Consider the following 24,295-nt stretch of genomic DNA (forward strand, 5'->3'; position numbering starts at 1 on the left):
CCGGGTCCACGCACGCTCGCGACAGCTACTGCCCTTGAAATCCCGGACGGCGTGGTATTAAATACTCGATAATGAAAATCATGTTCAGTACGGTACGGGTAATCGAGGAGTCGCTGGCATGACGTTGCGCGTCGTTCCCGAAGGCTTGGCAGCCACCAGTGCGGCTGTCGAAGCGTTGACCGCGCGCCTGGCAGCCGCACAGGCCGGCGCGACGCCGTTGATCTCGGCGGTGGTGCCGCCCGCGGCGGACCCGGTATCGCTGGAGAGCGCGCTAGGCCTCAGTGTTCGAGGCGGCGAGCATGCCGCTGCGGTGGCAGACGGTGTGCAGGAGTTGGGTCGTGCCGGTGTCGGGGTGGGTACATCGGGCGCCAGTTACGCCGTCGGTGATGCGGCGGCAGCGTCGACCTATCTGATCGCGCGCGGCTGATCGTGACGGTTCCGGTATGGATGGCTTCGCCACCCGAAGTCCATTCGGCGTTGTTGAGCAGTGGCCCGGGGCCCGGTCCGTTGCTGGCGGCAGCGGCCACCTGGTCGTCGCTGAGCGCTGAATACGCTTCGGTCGCAGAGGAACTCAGCGCGCTGTTGGGGGGCGTGCAAGCCGGGGCGTGGGAGGGGCCGAGTGCTGCGCAGTATGTGGCCGCGCACATGCCGTATCTGGCGTGGCTGTCCCAGGCCAGCAGCGACAGCGCCGCGACGGCCGCGCAGCATGAGACCATCGCCGGCGCCTACATCAGCGCGCTGGCTGTGATGCCGACTCTGCCCGAGCTGGCCGCCAACCACGCGACGCATGCGGTGTTGGTGGGAACCAATTTCTTTGGCATCAACACGATTCCGATCGCGCTCAACGAGGCCGATTACGTGCGGATGTGGACCCAGGCCGCTACCACGATGGCGACCTATCAGACGGTGGCCGGCACGGCGGTAGCGTCGGCGCCGCAAACCAGCGCGGCGCCACCGATCCTCAACCATGATGGTCATGATCACGGCCACGACGATGACGACCCGGCGCGGCACTTGAGCCCTCTTGACCCGCGCTGGTGGATAGATGTGATCGGGGAGCAGCTCAGGAATCTTCAGCTGCTGTTTACCGATCCGGCCGCATTCCTCGCCGCCCTCCCGTTCATTCTGGCCGACTTGGCCTTCCACGCGACCCAGTTGCTTGTGACGTTTCTGCCGCTCCTCTCACCTCTTTTGGCGGCTGCCGCCGTCGGGTTCGCCGCGGCGATTATGGGATTGGTTGCCGCCATCGCGAGGGCGGCCACGCCGATTCCTCCTGTCGAGGAGCCGATCCCGGTTCCGATCGGCGCCACCAACGTGTGGCCGGTCGCCGGAATCGCCCCGACCACCGCTCCCGCTGCTGCCCCGGCTGCCACTGCGCCCGCGACCGCACCCGCGCCGACTGCCAGCGCGGCACCCGCTTCGCCCGCGCCGGCGCCCGCCGGAGCGGAAAGCTTCGCCTACCTGGCGGGCGGCGGCGCCGGCCCGGGGACGAGGTTCGGGCCGACGATGCGCTCGCGCAGCAGTGCCTCCGAGTCGGCGTCTGAAACCGCGGCAGCCCCATCGGCCGCGGCGCGGGCGTCGAGCCGCGAGCAAGCGCGGGCCCGTCGGCGCAAGCGAGCCACGGAAAAAGAACGCGGCTACCGCGACGAGGTCATCGGAATGGGTATGGGCTCAGGCCCAGCCGCTGCGACTGCTGACGATCAGCGGGCCGTCTCCGCGAACGGTGCGGGGCGGCTGGGATTTGCCGGAACCGCGGGCAAACGCACTGTCGCCGCGGCGGCCGGGTTGACCACGCTGGCCGGTGACGAGTTCGGCGGTGGCCCGGCAATGCCGATGGTGCCGGGCAGTTGGGAACGAGACGAAGTGCAGGGCAACGGTATCGATGACGAAAGGCAGTGAGTGATGAGTTTGTTGGATGCCCATATTCCGCAGTTGGTGGCGTCGCAGTCGGCGTTTGGGGCTAAGGCGGGGTTGATGCGGTCCACGATTGGGCAGGCTGAGCAGGAGGCTTTGTCGGCGCAGGCGTTTCATGTCGGGGAGTCTTCGGCGGCGTTTCAGGCTTCGCATGCCCGGTTTGTGGAGGTGGCGGCCAAGGTGAATGCGTTGTTGGATATCGCCCAGGCCAATTTGGGTGATGCCGCGGGCACTTATGTGGCTGCTGATGCGGCTGCGGCCAGTGGTTATAGCGGGTTCTGAGGCGAAGGGGTAACGCAATGTCGCAGATTATGTACAACTACCCGGCGATGTTGGCGCATGCCGGGGATATGGCTTCCTATGCGGCGACCATGCAGGGGTTGGGCGCGGATATCTCTAGTGAGCAGGCCGCGTTGTCGGGTGCTTGGCAAGGTGATACCGGGATGACCTATCAGGCGTGGCAGGCGCAGTGGAATCAGGCGATGGAAGAGTTGGTGCGGGCCTATCACGCAATGGCGGGCACCCATGAAACCAACACCATGGCCATGCTGGCCCGCGACCAAGCCGAAGCCGCCAAATGGGGCGGCTAACCCGGCTAACCATCGAGACTGCGCTGAAGTAATCGAGCCTGCGCCCAGCGCGGGTTCGATGCCCTGGACTTACCCTGCGCGCAGTCTCGGCGCCACCAGCGCAGCCTCGCGGTTGGCAGACGGTGGGCGGCTAAGGCAGCAGCACGATCGAGCCGACCGTTTTTCGGCCCTGCAGGTCGCGGTGCGCTTGAGCAGCCTCGGCTAGCGGATAGCGTTCGCTGACGGTCACATTGATCGAGCCCGCGGCGATAGCGTCGAACAATTCCTTGGTGCGCCAGGCGAATTCCCCGCCAGTGCGGGTGAAGTGGACTAGTGACGGCCGGGTCAGGTATACCGAGCCGGCGGCGTTGAGTCGCTGCGGGTCAACCGGCGGGACCGGACCGCTGGCCGCGCCGAACAGGGCCAACGTCCCGCGCACCGCAAGGCTGGCCAGGCTGGCGTCGAAAGTGCTCGCCCCGACACCGTCGTACACGGCGGCGACACCGGCGCCGTCGGTCAATCCGCGTATCCGCCTAGCGAATTCGTCGACGTCATCGCCGGGGTAGTCCAGCACCTCGGCGGCGCCGGCTTGCCGGGACAGCTCGGCTTTGGCCGGGGTCGACACGGTGGTGATTACCCGGATGCCCAAGCTGGCTGCCCACTGCGTCAGGATTTGGCCCACCCCGCCCGCTCCTGCGTGCACCAATACGGTGTCGTCGGGCTGCGCCGGATAGACCGACTTGAGCAGATAGTGGGCGGTCGTTCCCTTCAGCAGCGCCGAGGCCGCGACGTCAAAATCCACGGCAGACGGCACTTGAGCCACGAATTCAGCTGGTGCCGTGCAGAATTCGGCATAGGCGCCCGACGCGGTAGCGGTCACGACCCGGTCATCGACCGCCACAGCCGTCACATCGTCGCCGACGGCCGCCACGGTCCCGGCCACTTCAGTGCCAAGGATGAACGGTAGCTCCCGCGGGTACTGGCCGGACCGGAAATAAGTGTCGATGAAGTTGACGCCGATCGCTTCGGCCTTGATGAGCACTTCGCCGGCCGCGGGTGAGGGCCGCGGCTTGTCGGCATAGCGCAGGACTTCCGGCCCACCGGTTTCGGCGACTTCGATTGCATGCATGCCCACTATCATCCGCAAGTGTGAAGTGCGCATGAAGTTGGCCCGCCCCGACATTCGTCATCCCCGGATCGTGCTGGCCGCGCCCGGCGACGATGCGGGCCGCGGGGCGGCACGAGGAGGAGCGGGGCATTCAGCCGCGGCCGGCGACGAGGGCGGCCTGGTCGCGGCGCTGCGCAAGCGCGGTTTGCACGCTCGCTGGATGTCGTGGGACGACCCGGACACCATGCACGCTGACCTGGTGATCCTGCGCGCGGCCGCCGACGGCCGACTCGACGAATTTTTGACCTGGAGCAGACGGGTGCCCAACGTGCTCAATGCGCCCGATGTGGTGGCCTGGAACACCAACGAGCAGTACCTGCGCGACCTGAAGAACGCCGGGGTACCGACACAGCTGGACGCGGTTGGCGAGACTACGGCGCTGGTTTTTCTGGGCGGCACGCAATCCCACGCGTTTACCCGGCGACAGTCGGTCGACGTCGACTTCGAACTGTGGGACGTCGGGTATGCCGCGCTGAGCGCCGCCGCCCAACACCTGGACATCGGCACCGACGAGCTGCTCTACGCGCGCGCCGATGTCACCGGCGGCCCGGGTGATGCGCGGTTGGCAGGTCTAGATCTTGTCGGGCCGGCGCTGGGGTGGGGACTACTGGACCACGCTGGGCGTGAGGTCGCCGAGCGCGAGTTCGCCGTGTGCGTCGAGTCCGCCCTGGAGCGGCTGGGCCTGGGCCCGTTCTCGCATCGACGCCCATAACGCGGCCGTCGCCGCGGTGCACACGGCCGCGCCGGCGACATGGAGCGCCACGAGTGCGGGCGGCACCCCGGTGAAAAACTGCACGGTGCCGACGACGCCTTGCCCACAGACCAGCAGGACCAGCACGCCCAGCCGCAGCAGCACCGGTTTGGGCGCACGCACCGCTAGCAGCCCGAAGCCAAGCCCCACCAACAGGGCCAGGTAGGCCACCAGCAGCGATGAATGCATATGCACCAGCGTGGTGACCTCGATCTTCAGCCGCGGCACCGTCCGTAGCGGGCTGGTATCGCCGGCGTGCGGGCCGGCCGCGGTGACCAGCGTGCCGGTCACCAGCACCGCGGCCAACGTGACCGCGCTCAGTGCCGTGAGTCCGCGCAGCGGCGTCGCGACCCGGCGCCTGATGACACCCTCGTCGGGTTCACCCACCTTGACGTAGAGCAGGACGGCCAGCCACACCATCGTCATCGACGCCAGCAGATGGACTGCCACCGTCCACCACAGCAGACCGGTGAGCACCGTGATGCCGCCGATCACCGCCTGCAGCACCGTCGAGGCGGGCATCAACCAGGCGTAGACCAGTACCTCGGTGCGACGGCGGGCCCGGGTGACGGCCAGCACCGCCAATGCGGCGGCGATGACCACGGCGAAAGTCACCATGCGGTTGCCGAATTCGACCGCCTGATGAATCCGGGGCACCTCTGCGACGGCGACCGGGGTGAAACTGCCGGGGAAGCACTGCGGCCAGGTGGGACAACCCAGCCCGGATGCGGTGACGCGGACGATCGCGCCGGTGACCGCGATGCCGCCCTGCGTCAGGATGACCGCAGCCGCAATCAGCCGCTGCGCGCCCACGCTGGGCATGGGCAGCAGATCCACCAGCCGCAGCAGCCATCGTCCGACGGGCATGGTCACGACCTCGATGGTAAGCGACGAATAACTACATCACGTAGTAGGGCCTCGTGGCGTCGGTGTCTTCCTCGAACGTCACGCCAGCGTGCCAGTGAGTGCCGAGCGTCACGCCAGCGTGGCGCTGGATCAGGTCTGGCTGTGCTCAGGTGAAGCGAAACCAGCGCAGAGCGGCCAGCCCGCCCAGCGCTCCCCACACCGCCAGCACGACGACGCCGAACCAATCGACCGAGACGCTCATCGCCTGGGACAGCGCCTCGGTCAGCGCGCCGGAGGGCGTGAGCCGGGCGGCCCACTTGACGGCGGTGGGAACCGTTTCCATATCCAGGGTCAACGCGCCCAACCCGGCGAAGACGAACCACAGCAGGTTGGCGACTGCCAGGACGATCTCGGCGCGCAGCGTGCCACCCAGCAACAGGCCCAGCGCGGCGAAACCCGCTGTGCCGAGCGCGATGACGCCGGCACCCAACGCCAGACCCGCGACATGTGGACGCCATCCAAGCCCAAAACCAATGCCGCCCAAGATGATTGACTGCAAGAACACCACCGTCACAACCGCCAGCGACTTGCCGGCGATGATTCCCCAAACCGGCAGCGCGGTGGCACCTAACCGTTTGAGCGCGCCGTAGCGCCGATCGAATGCGACCGCGATCGCCTGGCCGGTGAATGCGGTGGAAATCACCGCCAGCGCCATGATCACCGGCACGAAAGTCGCTGCGCGGTCGTCGCCGAATGACCCCAGCGGCAATAGCGTGAGCCCCACCAGCAGGGTGATCGGAATGAACATGGTGAGCAGCAGTTGCTCACCGTTGCGCAACAGCAGCTTGAGCTCAAGGCTGAACTGCGCGGCCAGCATTCGCTGCACGGTGTTGGGGTGCGGGTTGGGTGTGAAGGTGCCCGCCGGGAATAGCGTCTCGCTCATGACCGCAGCTCTCGCCCGGTCAGATCCAGAAACACGTCTTCGAGGCTGCGCTGTTCGACCCGCATGCCGGTGGCCAGCACGTCGATTTGCGCGCACCACGCCGTCACGGTGGCCAGTACCTGCGGGTCCACCGGGCCCTCGACCAGGTACTCACCCGGCAGCACCTCAGTCGCCTGATAATCCTCGGGCAGCGCCGAGACCAGCAGCGACAGGTCGAGCCGCGGCGGGGCGCTGAATCGCAGCTGGTCTTTGGCGCCGCTGCGCATCAGCTCGGCCGGCGTCCCGGCGGCCACGGTGGCGCCGTGGTCGATGATCACCAGCCGGTCGGCGAGCTCCTCGGCTTCCTTGAGCTGATGGGTGGTCAGCACCACCGTCACGCCGTCGCGACGCAGCGCGTCGATCAACTCCCACACCGTCAACCGGGCGTGCGCGTCCATGCCGGCGGTGGGTTCGTCGAGAAACACCAGTTCGGGACGGCCGACCAGCGCGCAGGCCAATGCCAGCCGCTGCTGCTGGCCGCCGGATAGCCGCCGGTAGGTGGTTCGTGCGGCGTCGGTGAGACCCAACGTGCTCAGTAGCCACTGCGGATCCAGCGGGTCGGCGGCATAGGCGGCAACCAAGTCGAGCATTTCGCCGGCGCGCGCGGCCGGGTAGCCGCCGCCGCCCTGCAACATCACACCGATCCGTTCCCGCAGCCGGGCGTTGTCGGCGATCGGATTCAGGCCGAGCACTTCGATGCTGCCGGCGTCCGGGCGGACAAAGCCTTCGCACATCTCGACGGTTGTCGTCTTGCCGGCGCCGTTGGGCCCCAGCAGCGCGAACACCTCGGCGGCGTGCACGTCGAGGTCGAGGTTGGCCACCGCGGTTGTCGACCCGTACTGTTTGCAGACCCCGCGCAACCGCACGCGGACATCCGAGCTCACGGGGATTCAGCGTAAGCGTCAGCTACCCGCGTGGGTTGCCGGGTCTCGGTGGCGCTCACCACATCCGGGGCCACCGCGTCGTGGATCAGCTCGCGGCCGGCGCGTGGCAGCGCCCGCCATGGCAATCGGGTGTACGTCACGGCGATCAGCAGCAGCACGATGATCGTGCTGGCCACAGTGGCGTCGACGATCTGGAACAACGCGAAGCGATCGCCGTTCGCGGTCGGGCCGAAAACGCCGACGACGATCGTGACCGCGATCGCCGCGATCCGGAAGCTGGGGCGGGTGGCCCAGGCGGCCAGCGGGATGATCGCCCACAGCAGATACCACGGCTGCACCACCGGAAACAGCAGCACGGTGATGCCCAGCGCGACGCCGAGTCCGCCGACCGGGTGCAATCGGCCACGGAACACCGCCACCAGCAGCCAGGCCACCATCACCGCGATGATCAGCACACCGATGCCACGGGTCAGCGACAACACGGCGGTGGTGTGATCGCCCAGCCCCAGCAGGATCCCGACTTGTCCGGTACCCAGCGCCAACAGCGTCGGCGGCGACATCCAGCTGCGCACCACATTGGCGGTGCCCAGCGTGTAGATCCAGCCGAAGCCGAGCCGGCTGGCCCAGCCGACCACAGCGATGACCGCCAGTGCCAACCCGGTCATCAGCCCGCCGGCCAGGAAGAGCGCGCGCAGGTTGCCGCCCCAGCGGTAGGCCAGGGCCATCGCCACAAATCCCAGCGCGAGTAGTGACGGCAACTTCACCTGCGAGGACAGCGTGATCAGCACAGCACCGCCGACCAGCATGCCCAGCGGCGCCCAGTCCTGGCGTTGACTTCGGTGCCGCGGCAGGTGGTGGGGCAGCAGCGCCCGCCCCGAGTCGAGGCCACGCAGCGCGAACTCGGTACCGGTCAGCATCAACCCGAGCATCAGCGCCTCGTTGTGGATCCCGGCCACCAGATGCATGATCAGCAGCGGATTAGCCGCGCCCAACCACAACGCGCTGACCTCGGCCACCCCGCAGCGGCGCGCCAGCCGCGGGGTCGCCCACACGATCAGGCCGACACCGATCAACACCACCAGCCGATGACACAGCACAGCGGCGACGATGTTTTCCCCAGTCAACTCGGAAATCCCGCGGCCGACCCACAAGAACAGCGGCCCGTAGGGCGCAGGCGTCTCCCGCCACAGGCTGGGGACCGACAGCGTGAACACGTGACCGAGGCCCAGGCCCGGGGCCGGACCGACCCGGTAGGGATCGAGACCTTCTCGGCAGATCTGGCTTTGCGCCAGGTAGGAGTAGACGTCTTTGCTGTACATCGGCGGGGCCACCAGCAGCGGCAACGTCCACAACAGCAGTGTCCGATCCAGTTCGCCGCGCGACATGCGCCGGTCGCCCAGGGCGAACCGGCCCAGCATCAGCCAGGCCAGCGCCATCATCACCGCGCCGGTGGTGGTCATCGTCAGCGACACCGTTTGGATGCGCGACGGCAGGTTGAGCAGCCGAACCCCGAACGTTGGATCCTGGACCACCGGCCGCGCCCCGGCCCCCAGCGCGCCGATCGCCATCAACACGGTGCCGGTCGCGCCGAACAACCGGGTGCGTCGGACCGCGACCAGTTCACTATCGTTGAGCGGCGAGCCCACGGCCTGTTCGTCGCCATGCCAACTGGCAATCGACGAACTCAGCGTGTGCTGGCGGGCTGCCACCAGTGCAGCGTAACCGCCGTGTAGGCCACCCCCGCTTTACCCATCGCCGGAATTGCGTCACACTGGTGTTGTGAAAATCCCGTCGGATGCGGTTGCGGCCGCGTCAGCGACACACGACGGCCACACTCGAGGCGCCGTCGTGCGGTTGCTGCTGGAAACTGGGTCGGTCACCGCAGGCAAAATCGGTGATCGGCTGGGTTTGTCCGCGGCTGGTGTTCGGCGCCATCTCGACGCGCTGATTGACGCGGGGGAGGCGGAGTCTGTTCCTGCAGCGGCCTGGCAGCAGGTTGGACGCGGCCGACCCGCGAAGCGGTACCGGCTGACTGCCGCCGGCCGCGCCAAGTTGGACCACAGCTACGACGACCTGGCGTCGGCGGCGATGCGGCAGTTGCGTGAAATCGGTGGTGAGGACGCCGTCCGCACCTTCGCCCGGCAGCGCATCGATGCGATTCTGTCCGACGTCGACCAGGCCGATTCCGATGCCGAAGCCGACGTTGAGGCGGCCGCCGGGCGGATCGCCGGCGCGTTGACCGAGGCCGGGTACGTCGCGACGACTACACGAGTCGACGGCCCGATTCACGGTGTGCAGATCTGCCAGCACCACTGCCCGGTGTCGCACGTGGCCGAGGAATTCCCCGAATTGTGCGAAGCCGAACAGCAGGCCATGGCCGAGGTACTCGGGACCCATGTTCAGCGGTTGGCGACCATCGTCAACGGCGACTGCGTCTGTACGACCCATGTTCCGCTCACCACCGACATCAACCAGCCCACACTTCGGCGCACAGCCCGCTCCGAAGCCACCACGAGCACCGAAGGAGCGTCGTTATGACTCTCACCCCAGAGGCCACCAAGGCCGCTGCCGCCGCGGGGCAGTTGACCCAGGAAGAGGCGATCGCCTCGCTGGGGCGCTATGAGTACGGCTGGGCCGACTCCGACACTGCCGGTGCCAGCGCCAAGCGTGGGCTTTCCGAAGCGGTGGTGCGTGACATCTCGGCGAAGAAGAACGAGCCGGAGTGGATGCTGAACAGCCGGCTGCGGGCGCTGCGGACCTTCGTCAAGAAGCCGATGCCGACGTGGGGCTCCGATCTCAGCGGCATCGACTTCGACAACATCAAGTATTTCGTGCGGTCCACCGAGCAGCAGGCCCAGACGTGGGAGGACTTGCCCGAGGACATCCGCAACACCTACGACCGGCTGGGCATCCCAGAAGCCGAGAAGAATCGTTACGTGGCCGGGGTCGCGGCCCAGTACGAGTCCGAAGTGGTGTACCACAAGATCCGCGAAGACCTTGAAGCACAAGGGGTTATCTTCTTGGACACCGACTCCGGTCTGCGCCAGCACGAGGACATCTTCAAGCAGTACTTCGGCACCGTGATCCCGGCAGGCGACAACAAGTTCTCCGCGCTGAACACCGCGGTGTGGAGCGGCGGGTCGTTCATCTACGTGCCGCCGGGCGTACACGTCGACATCCCGCTGCAGGCCTATTTCCGGATCAACACCGAGAACATGGGCCAGTTCGAACGGACGCTGATCATCGTCGACGAGGACGCCTACGTGCATTACGTGGAGGGCTGTACCGCACCGGTGTACTCGTCGGCTTCGCTGCACTCGGCGGTGGTGGAGATCGTGGTCAAGCCCGGTGGCCGGTGCCGTTACACCACGATTCAGAACTGGTCGAACAACGTCTACAACCTGGTGACCAAGCGGGCGCGTGCCGAGGCGGGCGCCACCATGGAGTGGGTCGACGGCAACATCGGCTCCAAGGTCACCATGAAGTACCCCGCGGTGTGGATGACCGGCGAGCACGCCAAGGGCGAGGTGCTGTCGGTGGCTTTCGCCGGCGAGGATCAACACCAGGACACCGGCGCCAAGATGCTGCATCTGGCGCCCAACACGTCGAGCAACATCGTGTCCAAGTCGGTGGCGCGCGGCGGCGGCCGCTCCTCCTACCGCGGTCTGGTCGAGGTGCACAAGGGCTCGCACGGGTCCCGGGCCAGTGTGAAATGCGATGCGCTGCTGGTCGATGACATCAGCCGCAGCGACACCTACCCGTACGTCGACATCCGCGAGGACGACGTGACGATGGGGCACGAGGCCACGGTGTCCAAGGTCAGCGACAACCAGCTGTTCTACCTGATGAGCCGCGGTCTCGGCGAAGACGAAGCGATGGCGATGGTGGTGCGTGGCTTCGTCGAGCCGATCGCCAAGGAGCTGCCGATGGAGTATGCGCTGGAGCTCAACCGGCTGATCGAGCTGCAAATGGAGGGCGCTGTCGGATGACGGCTGACAATCTGACAGCGGCTCTGGAAACTCCGGCGCTGAACAAGGGGGAGCAGTTCGCGTCGTTCGACGTGGACGCCTTCGAGGTGCCACGCGGCCGTGACGAAACCTGGCGCTTCACCCCACTGCGGCGATTGCGCGGACTGCACGACGGTTCGGCGTTGGCCAACGGCAGCGCGCAAATCGCCGTCAGCGAGCAGCCCGGCGTGCGAGTCGAGACGGTACGGCGTGGTGACGAGCGGCTCGGCCAGGGCGGCGTGCCCGCTGACCGTGTTGCCGCCCAGGCGTTTTCGTCGTTCAACGCTGCGACGTTGGTCACGGTAGCCCGTGACACTCAAGTCCCCGACCCGGTGGAGATCGCGGTCACCGGTCCCGGCGAGGGAGCGGTGGCCTACGGCCATCTGCAGATCCGGGTCGAGGAGCTCGGTGAAGCGGTCGTGGTCATCGACAACCGCGGTAGCGGAACCTACGCCGACAACGTCGAACTCGTCATCGACGACGCCGCCCGACTGACCGTGGTGTGGATCGCCGACTGGGCCGACGACACCGTCCATCTCAGCGCACACCACGCCCGGCTCGGCAAGGACGCGGTATTGCGCCATGTCGCGGTCACCCTGGGTGGTGAGGTCGTGCGGATGTCGGGCGGGGTGCGGTTCGCCGCCCCCGGTGGAGATACCAGCCTGCTCGGCCTGTACTTCGCCGACGACGGCCAGCACCTCGAATCACGGCTGCTGATCGACCATGCCCAACCCGATTGCAAATCGGACGTGCTGTACAAGGGTGCGCTGCAAGGAGATCCGGACTCAGGCCGCCCCGATGCACACACCGTCTGGGTGGGTGACGTACTGATCCGCGCCGAGGCCACCGGCACCGACACCTTCGAGGTGAACCGTAACCTGGTGCTCACCGACGGCGCGCGGGCCGACTCGGTGCCTAATCTCGAGATCGAGACCGGGGAGATCGTCGGCGCCGGACACGCCAGCGCCACCGGACGATTCGACGACGAGCAACTGTTTTATCTACGTGCCCGCGGCATTCCCGAAGAGCAAGCCCGCCGGTTGGTGGTGCGTGGCTTCTTCGGGGAGATCATCGCCAAGATCGCGGTGCCCGAGGTACGCGAGCGCCTGACCACAGCCATCGAACACGAACTGGCCATCACAGAATCGAGAGCAACAGCCTCATGACCACTCTGGAAGTCAAAGACCTGCACGTCAGTGTCGAAAACCCGGCGGACGGCGACGAAATCGCCATTCTCAAGGGCGTCAATCTGACGGTGCGCTCCGGTGAGACCCACGCCGTGATGGGCCCCAACGGATCCGGCAAGTCCACCTTGTCGTATGCGATCGCAGGGCATCCGAAATACAAAGTGACTTCCGGTTCGATCACGCTCGACGGCCAGGATGTGCTCGAGATGAGCGTCGACGAACGCGCCCGGGCCGGACTGTTTTTGGCCATGCAGTACCCCGTCGAGGTGCCCGGCGTGTCGATGTCGAACTTCCTGCGCAGCGCGGCCACCGCCGTACGCGGCGAGGCACCGAAACTGCGGCACTGGATCAAAGAGGTCAAGGCCGCGATGGACAGCCTCGACATCGAGCCGGCGTTCGCCGAGCGCAGCGTCAACGAGGGCTTCTCCGGCGGTGAGAAGAAGCGCCACGAGATCCTGCAACTGGGGCTGCTGAAGCCGAAGATCGCGATCCTCGACGAAACCGACTCCGGGCTGGACGTCGATGCACTGCGCGTGGTCAGCGAGGGCGTCAACCGCTACGCGGAATCCGAGCACGGCGGCATCCTGCTGATCACCCACTACACCCGCATCTTGCGCTACATCCAGCCGCAATTCGTGCACGTCTTCATCGGCGGTCGAATCATCGAGTCCGGTGGTCCGGAGTTGGCCGACGAACTTGAAGAGAACGGTTACGAGCGATTCACCCAAGCGGCGGCCACGGGGGTCTAACCATGGCTACCGCTTTAGGTCGGACGCCCCTACTCGACCTTGCCGCGATCCGGGCTGACTTTCCGATCCTCAAGCGGGTGATGCGCGGCGGAAAACAATTGGCCTACTTGGATTCCGGTGCCACGTCACAGCGGCCAATCCAGGTGCTTGACGCCGAGCGCGACTTCCTCACCACCTCCAACGGTGCCGTACACCGCGGCGCCCACCAGCTGATGGAGGAGTCCACCGACGCCTACGAGCAAGGCCGCGCCGACATCGCGCAGTTGGTCGGCGCCGACACCGGCGAGTTGGTATTCACCAAAAACGCCACCGAGGCGCTCAACCTGCTGTCCTACGTGTTGGGCGACAGCCGTTTTGAGCATGCTGTCGGCCCGGGCGACGTCATCGTCACCACCGAGCTCGAACACCACGCCAACCTGGTGCCCTGGCAGGAGCTCGCCAAGCGCACGGGTGCCAGCTTGCGCTGGTATGGCATTACCGACGACGGCCGTATCGACCTGGAGTCTTTGCGACTTGACGAGCGTGTCAAAGTCGTGGCATTCAGCCACCATTCGAATGTCACCGGAGCGCTGGCTCCGGTGGCCGAACTGGTTGCCAAAGCCCGCGACGTGGGCGCGCTGGCCGTGCTGGACGCCTGCCAGTCGGTACCGCACGAGCCGGTCGACCTGCAGGCACTCGATGTCGACTTCGCGGCGTTCTCCGGACACAAGATGCTGGGGCCCAACGGTATCGGTGTGCTTTACGGTCGCCGCGAGCTTCTCGACGCGATGCCGCCGTTTCTCACGGGCGGCTCGATGATCGAAGCGGTCACCATGGAGGCCAGCAGCTATGCACCGGTGCCGCAGCGTTTCGAGGCCGGCACCCCGATGACCTCCCAGGTCGTCGGATTGGGTGCGGCGGCACGCTACCTGCAAGCCATCGGCATGGACGCAGTCGAGAACCATGAACGTCAGTTAACCGCCGCCGCGCTCGAGGGTCTGTCGGGTATCGAGGGCGTGCGCATCATCGGGCCCACGTCGATGGAAACCCGCGGATCCCCGGTGTCGTTCGTCGTTGACGGCGTGCACGCGCACGACGTCGGTCAGGTGCTCGACGATGAGGGCGTCGCGGTACGGGTAGGGCATCACTGCGCGATGCCGCTGCATCGCAGATTCGGCGTGGCGGCCACCGCGCGGGCATCGTTCGCCGTCTACAACACGCTTGACGAGGTCGAGCGCCTGGTGGCCGGTGTGCGGCGTGCCCAAGACTTTTTCGGGGGGCCCTGAGCGTGCGACTGGAGCAGATCTATCAGGACGTGATCCTCGATCACTACAAACACCCGCGACACCGGGGCCTGCGAGAGCCGTACGGGGCGCAGGTGTACCACGTCAACCCGGTTTGCGGCGACGAGCTGACTCTGCGGGTGGCGTTGTCCGAGGATGGCGAGCGCGTTGCCGACGTGTCCTACGACGGACAGGGCTGTTCGATCAGCCAGGCGGCGACGTCGGTACTCACCGAGCAGCTGATCGGTCAGAGCGTCGGACAGGCGCTGAAGACCGTCGCCGCGTTCACCGAGATGGTGTCGTCGCGCGGCACCGTCGAAGGGGACGAAGACGTCATCGGCGATGGCGTCGCGTTCGCCGGCGTGGCGAAGTATCCGGCGCGCGTGAAATGCGCGCTGCTGGGCTGGATGGCATTCAAAGACGCGCTGGCGCGGGCCATCGCGGAAACGTCGGCACTGGCCGAGGCCAGTACATCGCACTCAACCGGAGGTAGAAAATGAGTGAAACCACTACACCGCACGACGCGGTGCTCGCCGATGTCGACGAGGCGATGCACGACGTCATCGACCCCGAGCTCGGCATCAACGTCATGGACCTGGGCTTGGTGTACGGCTTGGAGGTCGAGCACGGTGATGAAGGCCCGGTGGCGTTGATCGACATGACCTTGACCTCACCGGCATGCCCGTTGCAAGACGTCATCGAGGACCAGTCGCGTGCCGCGCTCATCGGTGCCGGGCTGGTCAGTGAGCTGAAGATCAACTGGGTGTGGAACCCGCCCTGGGGCCCGGACAAGATCACCGACGACGGCCGCGACCAACTGCGCGCGCTCGGCTTCACTGTCTGACGCGGCGGCCTGAGCAGGTGCCGCCGTGATGCACTGACCTGCGCTATTCGGTTTCGTCGCGACCGTCTCTGGCTACCTACCATGGTTATGACTGATTCCGCGAAGTCCCGGGGAGCCGACCGAGCGGGCAGAAGCACGGAGCCGCACGTCGTCGTCATTTTCGGCGCCACAGGTGATTTAGCGCGCCGCAAGTTGCTGCCGGGCATGTTCCATCTTTCCTGCTCCAACCTCGCTCCCGAAATCCGCATCGTCGGCACGTCGCTGGACGACCTCGATACCGACGCGTTTCGTAAGCTGGCGCACAAGGCCTGCCACGAGTTCTCCAGCCACGAGGTCTCCGATGAATTGCTCGACCGGTTCAGCGCGAACTTGACCTACTTCCCGCAGAGCGCCGGCGCAGAAGCATTGGGCACAGCGGTGCGCGAGCAGATCGAGGAGCTCGGCGGTGATGCCCGGCTGCTGCACTATCTGAGCGTGCCGCCGTCGGCGGCGATGACCGTCCTGGAGACGCTGCACGAGGCGGACTTGGTGCAGCACTCCCGCGTGGTCATGGAGAAGCCGTTCGGCACCGATCTGCAGAGTGCGCGGGAACTCAACGAGTCGATCCATCAGCGCTTCGAAGAAGAACGGATTTTTCGGATCGACCACTTTCTCGGCAAAGAGCCCGCGCAGAACATTCTGGCCTTCCGGTTCGCCAACGGGTTATTCGAACCGATTTGGAACCGAAACTTCATCGACCACATCCAGATCGATGTGCCCGAGAAGCTCACGTTGGAGGGGCGGGCACAGTTCTACGAGTCGGTGGGGGCGTTCCGGGACATGGTGGTCACGCATTTGTTCCAGATCCTGGCGTTCGTGGCGATGGAACCGCCGACCGAGCTGGCTCCGCATGCGATCACCGACGAGAAGAACAAGGTGTTCCGCTCGATGCGCCCGCTCGATCCAACCCATGTCGTGCGCGGACAGTACAAGGGCTACCTCGACGAGCCCGGGGTGTCAGCGGGATCGGATACCGATACGTTCGTCGCGCTCAAGTGCGAGATCGACAACTGGCGGTGGGCGGGTGTCCCGTTCTATCTCCGCACCGGCAAGGGTCTCGCGGAGGGCCAACGCATCATCTCGATCGCATTCAACGAGCCGCCGAAGAGCATGTTCCCGCCCGGATCCGGTGTGGGACAACATGGTCCGGATCACTTGACGTTCGACCTCGCCGATGTGGGCAAGATGTCGCTGTCGTTCTACGGCAAGCGGCCCGGGCCGGGCATGAAGCTGGACAAACTCAGCCTGCAGTTCACGGTGGAAGAGACCGGACATGCCGGCGAGGTCCTCGAGGCCTACGAACGGCTCCTTCTTGACGCGATGCGGGGTGACCGCACGTTGTACACGACGGCCGAAGGCATCGAACGACTGTGGGAGATCTCGGCACCATTGTTGGATGATCCGCCGCCCGTGCGCAGCTATGACCTTGACTCGTGGGGGCCGAACGCCATCCATCAGTTGATTGCCCCGAGGGCCTGGCGACTGCCGTTCGAACGTGTTTGGCGAGGCAAGAGTTAGAACGCGGCCTCGGGGAGCCGCATGATGCCGTCGTCGAGGGATTCGATGATGCCGCGCAGCGCAGTCAAGTTCGGAAGTATGTTTTTGGCGAAGAACGACGCGGCCGCGATCTTGCCTTGGTAAAACGCGTCGTCGCTTTTCGTCGCGGCGTCGGCGATCGCCGCCGTCGCGACATCAGCCTGCACCAGCAGCCGCCAGCCGATGAGCAGATCACCGACGGCGAGCAGGAATCGCACCGAGGCAAGCCCCACCTTGTAGACCTCAAACACGTGCTGAGCGACGGCCATAAAGTATTGGCTCAGCGCGGCCGTCATCGCTTGGACGTCGTCGACGGCGACGCCCAGCAGGAGCGCGGGCTTTCGTAATGTCTCATCGCAGGTGTCGATGGTGTGGCGGATCTGAGACGTCACATGGTCCAACGCCGCTCCGCCGTCGCGGATGACTTTACGGAAAAAGAAGTCCAGCGCCTGGATGGCGGTGGTGCCCTCGTAGAGGGAATCGATCTTGGCGTCGCGGATGTACTGCTCGATGGGGTAATCGGCCACATAACCCGACCCGCCCAATGTCTGTAGCGACTCGGTGAGCGTTTCGTAGGCCCGTTCCGAGCCCGCTCCTTTGACGACGGGCAACAGTAAATCGGCGACCCGGGCCGTCATATCCGGGTCTGTGTCCGAGATCTGTTGCACGACAGTGTGTTCCTGGTGGGCAGCGGCATACATATAAAGTGCGCGCAGACCTTCGGCATACGCCTTTTGGGTCATCAAGCTGCGGCGCACATCGGGGTGGTGCATGATCGTCACCCGCGCCGCGGCTTTGTCGGTCATCAGAGTCAGATCCGGACCCTGCACCCGCTCCTTGGCGAAGGCCAGCGCGTTGAGGTACCCGGTGGACAGTGTGCCGGCAGCTTTGACGCCGATTGTCATGCGGGCGTGAGTGATAACGGTGAACATCTGCGCGATCCCGTTGTGCACGTCGCCGACCAGGTAGCCAACCGCGGGCAATCCATGGCCGCCGAATGTCAACTCGCAGGTGGGAGAGGACTTCAAACCCATCTTGTGTTCCAGCCCGGTAGCGAAAACACCGTTGCGCGAACCCAGTTCGAAAGTGTCCGGATCGAAGAGATACTTAGGTACGTAGAACAGGCTCAGCCCTTTGGTGCCGGGCCCGGCGCCCTCGGGGCGGGCAAGCACGAGATGGAAAATGTTCTCGGCGGTATCGCCGACGTCGCCTCCGGAGATGAACCGCTTGACGCCCTCGATGTGCCAACTGCCGTCCGGTTGCGCAACGGCCTTGGTGCGGCCTGCCCCGACATCGGAACCGGCGTCTGCCTCGGTCAGCACCATGGTGGCCGACCAGCCTCGCTGCAGGCCCGCGGTCGCCCACCGCTTCTGCTCATCGGTGCCCTCGATGTACAGCGCATTGGCCATCGCCGGGCCGAGGTTGTAAAAGAAGCCCGCGGACGGATTCGCGGAGAGCAGCATCTCGGTGATCGCCCAGGTCAGAGGTGCCGGCGCGGGAACGCCGCCGATCCCTTCGGCAAGGCCGATCCGCCACCACTCGGCGTCTTTGACCGCCTGCACGGATTTGGCGAACTCGGCCGGGACGCTGATTGTGTGGCGTTGCGGGTCGAAGACTGGTGGATTGCGGTCGCCGTCGGCGAAGGAGTCCGCGACCGGGCCCTCCGCCAAGCGAGCAACCTCGTCGAGCATCGAACAGACCGTGTCGGTGTCAAGATCGCGGTAGCGGCCGGCGCCCAGGACGCCGCCGATGTTCAATACCTCGAACAGGTTGAACGTGATATCGCGGACATTGGCGATGTAGTGCCCCACCGGTTCGCCCCCTTCTCTGCCGAACTGCAACGCAGTGTCCCCGAGGCCGGAAAGGGTACGCAAGCGTAACCTACGCTGACGCAACCGTAACCTACGGTGACGCAACCGTAGGGTCCGAGGTCAGCGTAGCGGGCGCGAGAATTGCTACAGGGCAGCCGTTTTCATGCTGTCTGCGTGGGTTGCCCTTAGCGGTGGAAGTGGGGCAGGCGGGGGATGTGGAAGTGGTGGTGTGGACGGCCCATCGGTGGACACGGTTCCAGGTCAACGCTGTCCGCATGCAGCACACCGCCGTGCTGCGTTCCCTGCGCAGCCAGGCACTTACCATTCTGGATCGCTTGTGCGGTGGTGACTGCGTGGTTTTGGTAGGTGGTCGAGTCGCTGACGTTGACGTCGGTGTGCACGGTCTTGCCGCTCGGATCGGTGCTGTCGACGGCAATCTTGTTGCCTGTCACTGACTTGACCGTCCCTGAAACACCGGCGGGCGGCCCGCCGGGTGGTGGCGGGCAGTCGCCGCCCACGGAAGGGCTGATAGTTACCGACTGTGCGGGGACCGGCCCGCCAGCGGGGGCGCTCTGCGCGACGGGCTCGACATCGACGCAACTGCCCGGGGTGATGTCGGTCAGCTGAGCCGGACGCAACTCGGTGACCATCGTCGCTGGGGTGAAGTCGACCGTCGCCGCGGTCCTGTCGCGCTGGGTCAGCTGGACCGTGTTGCCCGATACCGATTGGACCAGGCCTTCGACGTGGTCGTGGCCCATCGGGGGGGCCGGCGGCGGCTTGGGCGCAGAACTCGGCGCACTCGTCGTTGGACTTGCCGAAGCGCTGGGTTTGCCGGCGTTTTCATTATTCGAATTCCCGCATGCGGCGATCGCCAATGCGGTGAAGGCGGCTGCCGTAAGGGCTGCCAATCGACGAAGATGTGGGGTGGCGGACATGGGGGTCTCCGGCCTGGTTTGCGGTACACATGGATACCCGCTGCAGCGGCGGATCGAACAGTCATCAGCCGGGCTTAGAGTTGGGTCATGTTCTGGGTGTGCAGGACCTGTGGCGTCGAGCACGCGACCACATCGGCGGTGTGCACGATCTGCGCCGACGAACGGCAATGGGTGCCGAGCGGCGGTCAACAGTGGGCGACGCTCGAGCAACTCGCAGAAGAGGGAACGCGATCGCAGGTCACCGAGATCGAAGACGGACTTTTCGGAATCGGAAGCTCACCGCCGCTGGGCATCGGTCAACTGGGAAAACTGGTGTGCACCAACGCCGGCAATGTGTTGTGGGATCCCTCCGGCTTTGTCGACGACGCCGCCATCGCCGCCGCAACCGAGCGCGGTCCGGTCATTGGGATCGCGAGCAGTCATCCACACATGTTCGGCGCGCAGGTGGAGTGGAGTCGTCGGCTCGGCGGTGTCCCGGTGTACGTCAATGCCGCCGACGCCGAATGGGTGATGCGCCCCGACCCGGTGATCGAACTCTGGTCGGACACTCTGACGCTGACCCCGTCACTCACGGTGGTCCGGGTCGGCGGGCATTTCCCCGGCAGTGCGGTGGCTTGCTGGAGCGACGGCGCCGAAGGGCGCGGCGTGCTGCTGGTCGGGGACACCATCTTTCCCAACCCGGATCGGCGCACGGTCGGGTTCCTGCGCAGCTACCCGAATCGGCTGCCGCTGTCGGCAGCGGTGGTGCAGCGGATGGCCGACACGCTGTCGGGTCTGCGGTTCGACCGCATCTATGGCTTGTTCACCAACGCGATCGACACTGACGGACAGGCCACCGTCCAGCGATCGGCGGCGCGCCACGCAGCTTGGGTCCGCGGCGACTACGACCACCTCACCTAACGCCACGCCGAGCGGCCAGTTATGACACGCTGTTGGCCGGCGAACCGTGACATAAGTTCCCACTCGGCGAGGTTTAGGCGGGGAACATCGGCGCAGCTCGTGACGTTGAGCAGGGGGTGACTACCCAAGACCTCACCGCCGAACAGTTCAACGACACCATCAACGGCAACGACATCGTGCTCGTCGACTTCTGGGCTTCCTGGTGCGGACCGTGCCGTGCGTTTGCGCCGACCTTTGCCGCATCGTCGGAGAAACACCCCGACGTCGTGCACGCCAAAGTCGACACCGAAGCCGAACAGCAGCTGGCCGCGGCCGCCGATATCCGCTCCATCCCGACGCTGATGGCCTTCAAGAAGGGCAAGCTGGTGTTCAACCAGGCCGGCGCGCTGCCTCCGCCGGCGTTGGAGGAGCTGGTGCAAAAGGTCAAAGACTTCGACATCGACGCCGCGATCGCAGCCCAGGAGTCCGAGCCCGACCAGGCGTAGCGACGATCGCAAGCACTGCACGCGATAGCGTGCAGTTTCGTGAACTACGTACTCGTCGAGCATCCGCGACCGGCAGTCGCCCAGATCACCCTCAACCGGCCGGAGCGGATGAACTCCATGGCGTTCGACGTCATGGTCCCGCTCAAAGCGGCCTTGGAGGAGATCACCTACGACAACTCGGTACGGGTGGTCGTGCTGACCGGCGCCGGCCGAGGATTTTCCTCTGGCGCCGACCACAAATCGGCGGGCGCGGTGCCGCACGTCGACGGGCTGACCCGGCCGACCTACGCGCTGCGCTCGATGGAACTGCTCGACGACGTCATCCTGGGGCTGCGGCGCCTGCATCAACCGGTGATCGCTGCGGTCAACGGCGCGGCGATCGGCGGGGGGCTGTGTTTGGCGCTGGCCGCCGATATCCGGGTCGCGTCGACCGAAGCTTATTTCCGCGCCGCCGGCATCAACAACGGGTTGACCGCCAGCGAGCTCGGCCTGAGCTATCTGCTGCCCCGGGCCATCGGATCGTCGCGCGCCTTCGAGCTCATGCTCACCGGCCGTGACGTCGACGCTGAGGAAGCCGAGCGGATCGGCTTGGTGTCGCGTCAGGTTCCCGGTGAACAGCTGCTGGACACCTGCTATGCGATGGCTGAGCGGATCGCCGCATTCTCCCGGCCGGGAATCGAGTTGACCAAGCGCACACTGTGGAGTGGACTGGACGCCGCTAACCTGGAGGGGCACATGCAGGCCGAAGGCCTGGGACAGCTTTTTGTTCGTCTGCTCACCGCCAACTTCGAAGAGGCGGTCGCCGCGCGCGCAGAGAAGCGGCCGGCAGTGTTCACCGACGACAAGTAACGCAATTCGAATAGGAGAGTGACCGTGATCACGGCAACGGACCTCGAGGTCCGCGCTGGTGCGCGCACGCTGCTCTCCGCTGACGGACCGGCACTGCGGGTGCAGCCCGGTGACCGCATCGGGTTGGTCGGACGCAACGGCGCCGGCAAAACCACCACGCTGCGCATCCTGGCCGGCGAGGGCGAGCCGTATGCCGGAAAGGTGGCCCGCACCGGCGAGATCGGTTATCTGCCGCAGGATCCCAAAGAGGGCGACCTCGACGTGCTGGCCCGCGACCGGGTGCTCTCCGCGCGCGGCCTCGACACGCTGCTGACCGATCTGGAAAAGCAGCAGGCGCTGATGGCCGAAGTCGCCGACGACGACGCGCGCGACCGCGCCGTGCGCCGATACGGCCAACTCGAGGAGCGATTCGCCGCGTTGGGCGGCTACGGCGCCGAAAGCGAAGCCGGCCGAATTTGCGCCAGTCTCGGCTTGCCCGAGCGCGTGTTGACCCAGCCGCTGCGCACCCTGTCGGGCGGGCAGCGCCGCCGGGTGGAGTTGTCGCGCATCCTGTTCGCCGCCTCTGATACGGGCGCCGGCTCGGACACCACCCTGCTGCTCGACGAGCCGACCAACCACCTCGACGCCGATTCACTGGGCTGGCTGCGGGATTTCCTGCGCACGCATACTGGCGGGCTGGTGGTGATCAGCCACAACGTCGACCTGCTGGCCGATGTCGTCAATCGGGTGTGGTTCCTCGACGCCGTACGCGGCGAGGTCGACGTCTACAACATGGGCTGGCAGAAGTATCTCGATGCCCGGGCCACCGACGAGCAGCGCCGCCGCCGGGAACGGGTGAACGCCGAACGCAAAGCCACCGCGTTGCGCACCCAGGCCGCCAAGCTGGGCGCCAAGGCCACCAAAGCGGTTGCGGCGCAAAACATGTTGCGGCGCGCCGATCGGATGATGGCTGCGCTGGACGAAGAGCGGGCAGCCGACAAGGTGGCCCGGATCAAATTCCCGAGTCCGGCATCGTGCGGGCGCACGCCGCTGGTTGCCAACGGGCTGACCAAGATGTACGGCTCGCTGGAGGTGTTCACCGGTGTCGATCTGGCCATCGACCGCGGGTCGCGGGTGGTGGTGCTGGGACTCAACGGTGCCGGCAAGACGACGCTGTTGCGGCTGCTGGCCGGTGTCGAGCAAGCCGACGCCGGGGCGCTGGCGCCTGGACATGGTTTGAAAATCGGGTATTTCGCGCAGGAACACGACACCCTCGACGACACCGCGACGGTATGGCACAACATCCGGCACGCGGCGCCCGATTCCGGTGAGCAGGAGTTGCGTGGTCTGCTGGGCGCGTTCATGTTCAGCGGGCCGCAGCTCGACCAGTTGGCCGGCACGCTCTCCGGCGGAGAGAAGACCCGGCTGGCGCTGGCCGGGCTGGTGGCATCCACCGCGAATGTGTTGTTGCTCGACGAGCCCACCAATAATCTCGATCCGGCTTCTCGCGAGCAGGTCCTCGACGCGCTACGCAGTTACACCGGCGCAGTTGTACTGGTCACGCACGATCCGGGAGCAGCCGAGGCGCTGGATCCGCAACGCGTCGTGCTGTTGCCCGACGGCACCGAAGACCATTGGTCTAACGAGTATCGGGATCTCATCGAGTTGGCCTGACGGCGATTTCGCGAAATCGGTCCGGCGATGACGACCGCTTCCTACGCTGATGCGCGTGGGGTTCAGTGAAGCGGGGAGGTGCCGATGAGGAAGTCGAAGAAAACACGCGACCAATTGCTGGTCGAGTTGCGCAGCGCGTATGAGGGTGGGGCCAGCATTCGCACGCTGGTGGCATCCACCGGCCGCTCGTACGGATCAATTCACAGCATGCTGCGCGAGTCGGGCACGCCGATGCGCAGCCGCGGCGGGCCCAATCACCGCACCCGCACTCGCTAGCCCCGCGCGAGCGTGCGTGTCCCCGCCGACACTCCGTATTTGAACCTGGTTTGCTCGCACTCTCTCGCAAGGACAGAAGCTAGCTCTGCCGCACTGAGCTTTCGACCAAATCCAGCACGGCGGCAAGGCGCTGCACATCTTCACCGGATGCGAGCCGGGCCACCAACCCGTCCAGCACCAGGTCCAGGTAGCACTGCAGCACGTCGCTGGGCACGTCGTCGCGTAGCCGTCCGGCCTGCTTCTGCCGGCGCAGCCGATCGGTCGTCGCCGCGGCGAGTTCGGCGGAGCGCTCCGTCCACCCCCGGCTGAACGCCGGATCGTTGCGCAGCTTGCGCGCGATCTCCAATCGTGTGGCAAGCCAATCGAACTGGTCGGGCGCGGCGAGCAAGTCACGCATCACTTGGATCAGCCCCTCGCGGGATGCCACGGCCGCCATCCGCTCGGCATCCTCGCGCGCCAGTTCGAAGAACAGTGTGTCCTTGTCGCGGAAATGGTGAAAGATCGCACCCCGCGACAACCCGATGGCGCGCTCGAGCCGACGCACCGTCGCGTTCTCGTAGCCGTATTCGGCGAAGCAGCGGCGAGCGCCGTCGAGGATTTGACGGCGCCGGGCCGCCAGATGGTCCTGGCTGACCTTGGGCACAGGCG

The 24,295-nt window shown here is 66.0% G+C and carries 26 protein-coding genes; 18 read left to right on the forward strand and 8 right to left on the reverse strand.

What is annotated here, in order from left to right:
• The first annotated feature begins 118 nt into the window (after positions 1–118).
• From AC5Y49_RS20345 to AC5Y49_RS20360, 4 genes are read left to right on the forward strand one after another with little or no spacing between them, the layout of a single operon-like run.
• Positions 119–427 carry a PE family protein gene (locus AC5Y49_RS20345; protein ID WP_499890399.1) on the forward strand — a complete coding sequence of 103 codons (309 nt, stop codon included), beginning with the start codon at positions 119–121 and terminating at the stop codon, positions 425–427.
• Positions 428–447: 20 nt separating this feature from the next.
• The gene (locus AC5Y49_RS20350) at positions 448–1,899 is read left to right on the forward strand and encodes a PPE family protein (protein ID WP_499890401.1); all 1,452 of its coding nucleotides are present in this window, start codon (positions 448–450) and stop codon (positions 1,897–1,899) included.
• Positions 1,900–1,902: 3 nt separating this feature from the next.
• Complete coding sequence (esxG, locus tag AC5Y49_RS20355; RefSeq protein WP_499884702.1) at positions 1,903–2,196, forward strand: type VII secretion system protein EsxG; 294 nt, start codon at positions 1,903–1,905, stop codon at positions 2,194–2,196.
• A gap of 17 nt (positions 2,197–2,213) precedes the next feature.
• Positions 2,214–2,504 (forward strand): WXG100 family type VII secretion target, encoded by a 291-nt coding sequence (locus AC5Y49_RS20360; RefSeq protein ID WP_499884703.1) that lies wholly within the window; start codon positions 2,214–2,216, stop codon positions 2,502–2,504.
• A gap of 130 nt (positions 2,505–2,634) precedes the next feature.
• Here the strand turns inward: AC5Y49_RS20360 and AC5Y49_RS20365 are convergent, their stop codons facing one another.
• Positions 2,635–3,612, reverse strand: a complete 978-nt coding sequence (locus AC5Y49_RS20365; RefSeq protein WP_499890403.1) for a quinone oxidoreductase family protein — start codon at positions 3,610–3,612, stop codon at positions 2,635–2,637.
• Between the two features lie 31 nt (positions 3,613–3,643).
• Between AC5Y49_RS20365 and AC5Y49_RS20370 the strand changes: the two genes are divergently transcribed.
• On the forward strand, positions 3,644–4,363 hold the full coding sequence (locus tag AC5Y49_RS20370) for a DcsG N-terminal domain-containing protein (RefSeq protein ID WP_499890543.1): 720 nt from the start codon (positions 3,644–3,646) through the stop codon (positions 4,361–4,363).
• Here AC5Y49_RS20370 and AC5Y49_RS20375 read toward each other — a convergent pair.
• From AC5Y49_RS20375 to mptB, 4 genes are all read right to left on the reverse strand, one after another.
• Complete coding sequence (locus AC5Y49_RS20375; RefSeq protein ID WP_499890546.1) at positions 4,256–5,224, reverse strand: COX15/CtaA family protein; 969 nt, start codon at positions 5,222–5,224, stop codon at positions 4,256–4,258. The genes AC5Y49_RS20370 and AC5Y49_RS20375 overlap by 108 nt on opposite strands.
• A gap of 190 nt (positions 5,225–5,414) precedes the next feature.
• Positions 5,415–6,191: an ABC transporter permease gene (locus AC5Y49_RS20380; protein WP_499890405.1), complete on the reverse strand. Its 777-nt coding sequence runs from the start codon at positions 6,189–6,191 to the stop codon at positions 5,415–5,417.
• Positions 6,188–7,114, reverse strand: coding sequence for an ABC transporter ATP-binding protein (locus AC5Y49_RS20385; RefSeq protein WP_499890408.1), 927 nt, complete (start codon positions 7,112–7,114; stop codon positions 6,188–6,190). The genes AC5Y49_RS20380 and AC5Y49_RS20385 overlap by 4 nt, the downstream gene beginning before the upstream one ends.
• On the reverse strand, positions 7,111–8,823 hold the full coding sequence (gene mptB, locus AC5Y49_RS20390) for a polyprenol phosphomannose-dependent alpha 1,6 mannosyltransferase MptB (RefSeq protein WP_499890410.1): 1,713 nt from the start codon (positions 8,821–8,823) through the stop codon (positions 7,111–7,113). The genes AC5Y49_RS20385 and mptB overlap by 4 nt, the downstream gene beginning before the upstream one ends.
• A 52-nt stretch (positions 8,824–8,875) precedes the next feature.
• On the opposite strand from mptB, the gene AC5Y49_RS20395 reads away from it, so the two are divergent.
• From AC5Y49_RS20395 to zwf, 8 genes are all read left to right on the forward strand, one after another.
• Positions 8,876–9,652 (forward strand): helix-turn-helix transcriptional regulator, encoded by a 777-nt coding sequence (locus tag AC5Y49_RS20395; RefSeq protein ID WP_499890413.1) that lies wholly within the window; start codon positions 8,876–8,878, stop codon positions 9,650–9,652.
• Positions 9,649–11,103, forward strand: coding sequence for a Fe-S cluster assembly protein SufB (gene sufB, locus AC5Y49_RS20400; RefSeq protein WP_499890415.1), 1,455 nt, complete (start codon positions 9,649–9,651; stop codon positions 11,101–11,103). The genes AC5Y49_RS20395 and sufB overlap by 4 nt, the downstream gene beginning before the upstream one ends.
• Positions 11,100–12,287: a Fe-S cluster assembly protein SufD gene (sufD, locus tag AC5Y49_RS20405; RefSeq protein ID WP_499890417.1), complete on the forward strand. Its 1,188-nt coding sequence runs from the start codon at positions 11,100–11,102 to the stop codon at positions 12,285–12,287. The genes sufB and sufD overlap by 4 nt, the downstream gene beginning before the upstream one ends.
• Positions 12,284–13,057 (forward strand): Fe-S cluster assembly ATPase SufC, encoded by a 774-nt coding sequence (gene sufC, locus AC5Y49_RS20410; RefSeq protein ID WP_499890419.1) that lies wholly within the window; start codon positions 12,284–12,286, stop codon positions 13,055–13,057. The genes sufD and sufC overlap by 4 nt, the downstream gene beginning before the upstream one ends.
• A gap of 2 nt (positions 13,058–13,059) precedes the next feature.
• Positions 13,060–14,322 (forward strand): cysteine desulfurase, encoded by a 1,263-nt coding sequence (locus tag AC5Y49_RS20415; RefSeq protein ID WP_499890421.1) that lies wholly within the window; start codon positions 13,060–13,062, stop codon positions 14,320–14,322.
• Positions 14,319–14,819, forward strand: coding sequence for a Fe-S cluster assembly sulfur transfer protein SufU (gene sufU, locus AC5Y49_RS20420; protein WP_499890548.1), 501 nt, complete (start codon positions 14,319–14,321; stop codon positions 14,817–14,819). The genes AC5Y49_RS20415 and sufU overlap by 4 nt, the downstream gene beginning before the upstream one ends.
• The gene (locus AC5Y49_RS20425) at positions 14,816–15,163 is read left to right on the forward strand and encodes a metal-sulfur cluster assembly factor (RefSeq protein WP_499890423.1); all 348 of its coding nucleotides are present in this window, start codon (positions 14,816–14,818) and stop codon (positions 15,161–15,163) included. Before sufU ends, AC5Y49_RS20425 begins: the two co-directional genes overlap by 4 nt.
• Positions 15,164–15,250: 87 nt before the next feature.
• Positions 15,251–16,720, forward strand: a complete 1,470-nt coding sequence (gene zwf / locus AC5Y49_RS20430; protein ID WP_499890424.1) for a glucose-6-phosphate dehydrogenase — start codon at positions 15,251–15,253, stop codon at positions 16,718–16,720.
• Here the strand turns inward: zwf and AC5Y49_RS20435 are convergent.
• Both AC5Y49_RS20435 and AC5Y49_RS20440 read right to left on the reverse strand, forming a co-directional pair.
• Complete coding sequence (locus AC5Y49_RS20435; protein WP_499890550.1) at positions 16,717–18,549, reverse strand: acyl-CoA dehydrogenase; 1,833 nt, start codon at positions 18,547–18,549, stop codon at positions 16,717–16,719. The two genes, zwf and AC5Y49_RS20435, sit on opposite strands and share 4 nt — an antisense overlap.
• Before the next feature lie 185 nt (positions 18,550–18,734).
• Positions 18,735–19,484, reverse strand: coding sequence for a DUF5666 domain-containing protein (locus tag AC5Y49_RS20440; protein WP_499890426.1), 750 nt, complete (start codon positions 19,482–19,484; stop codon positions 18,735–18,737).
• A gap of 87 nt (positions 19,485–19,571) precedes the next feature.
• Here AC5Y49_RS20440 and AC5Y49_RS20445 point away from each other — a divergent pair, with 87 nt between their 5' ends.
• From AC5Y49_RS20445 to AC5Y49_RS20465, 5 genes are all read left to right on the forward strand, one after another.
• Positions 19,572–20,384, forward strand: a complete 813-nt coding sequence (locus tag AC5Y49_RS20445; RefSeq protein ID WP_499890428.1) for an MBL fold metallo-hydrolase — start codon at positions 19,572–19,574, stop codon at positions 20,382–20,384.
• 116 nt (positions 20,385–20,500) lie between these two features.
• Entirely contained in the window at positions 20,501–20,869 is a 369-nt protein-coding gene (trxA, locus tag AC5Y49_RS20450) for a thioredoxin (RefSeq protein ID WP_499890431.1), read from the forward strand.
• A 15-nt stretch (positions 20,870–20,884) separates the two neighbouring features.
• Positions 20,885–21,718, forward strand: a complete 834-nt coding sequence (locus AC5Y49_RS20455) for an enoyl-CoA hydratase (protein WP_499890551.1) — start codon at positions 20,885–20,887, stop codon at positions 21,716–21,718.
• A 24-nt stretch (positions 21,719–21,742) separates the two neighbouring features.
• The gene (locus AC5Y49_RS20460) at positions 21,743–23,371 is read left to right on the forward strand and encodes an ABC-F family ATP-binding cassette domain-containing protein (RefSeq protein WP_499890434.1); all 1,629 of its coding nucleotides are present in this window, start codon (positions 21,743–21,745) and stop codon (positions 23,369–23,371) included.
• An 84-nt stretch (positions 23,372–23,455) separates the two neighbouring features.
• On the forward strand, positions 23,456–23,647 hold the full coding sequence (locus tag AC5Y49_RS20465; protein WP_499890437.1) for a helix-turn-helix domain-containing protein: 192 nt from the start codon (positions 23,456–23,458) through the stop codon (positions 23,645–23,647).
• A gap of 79 nt (positions 23,648–23,726) precedes the next feature.
• Here the strand turns inward: AC5Y49_RS20465 and AC5Y49_RS20470 are convergent, their stop codons facing one another.
• Complete coding sequence (locus AC5Y49_RS20470; RefSeq protein ID WP_499890440.1) at positions 23,727–24,290, reverse strand: TetR/AcrR family transcriptional regulator; 564 nt, start codon at positions 24,288–24,290, stop codon at positions 23,727–23,729.
• Between the last annotated feature and the right edge of the window lie 5 nt (positions 24,291–24,295).

The sequence above is a fragment of the Mycobacterium sp. NGS62 genome, from assembly GCF_059812285.1.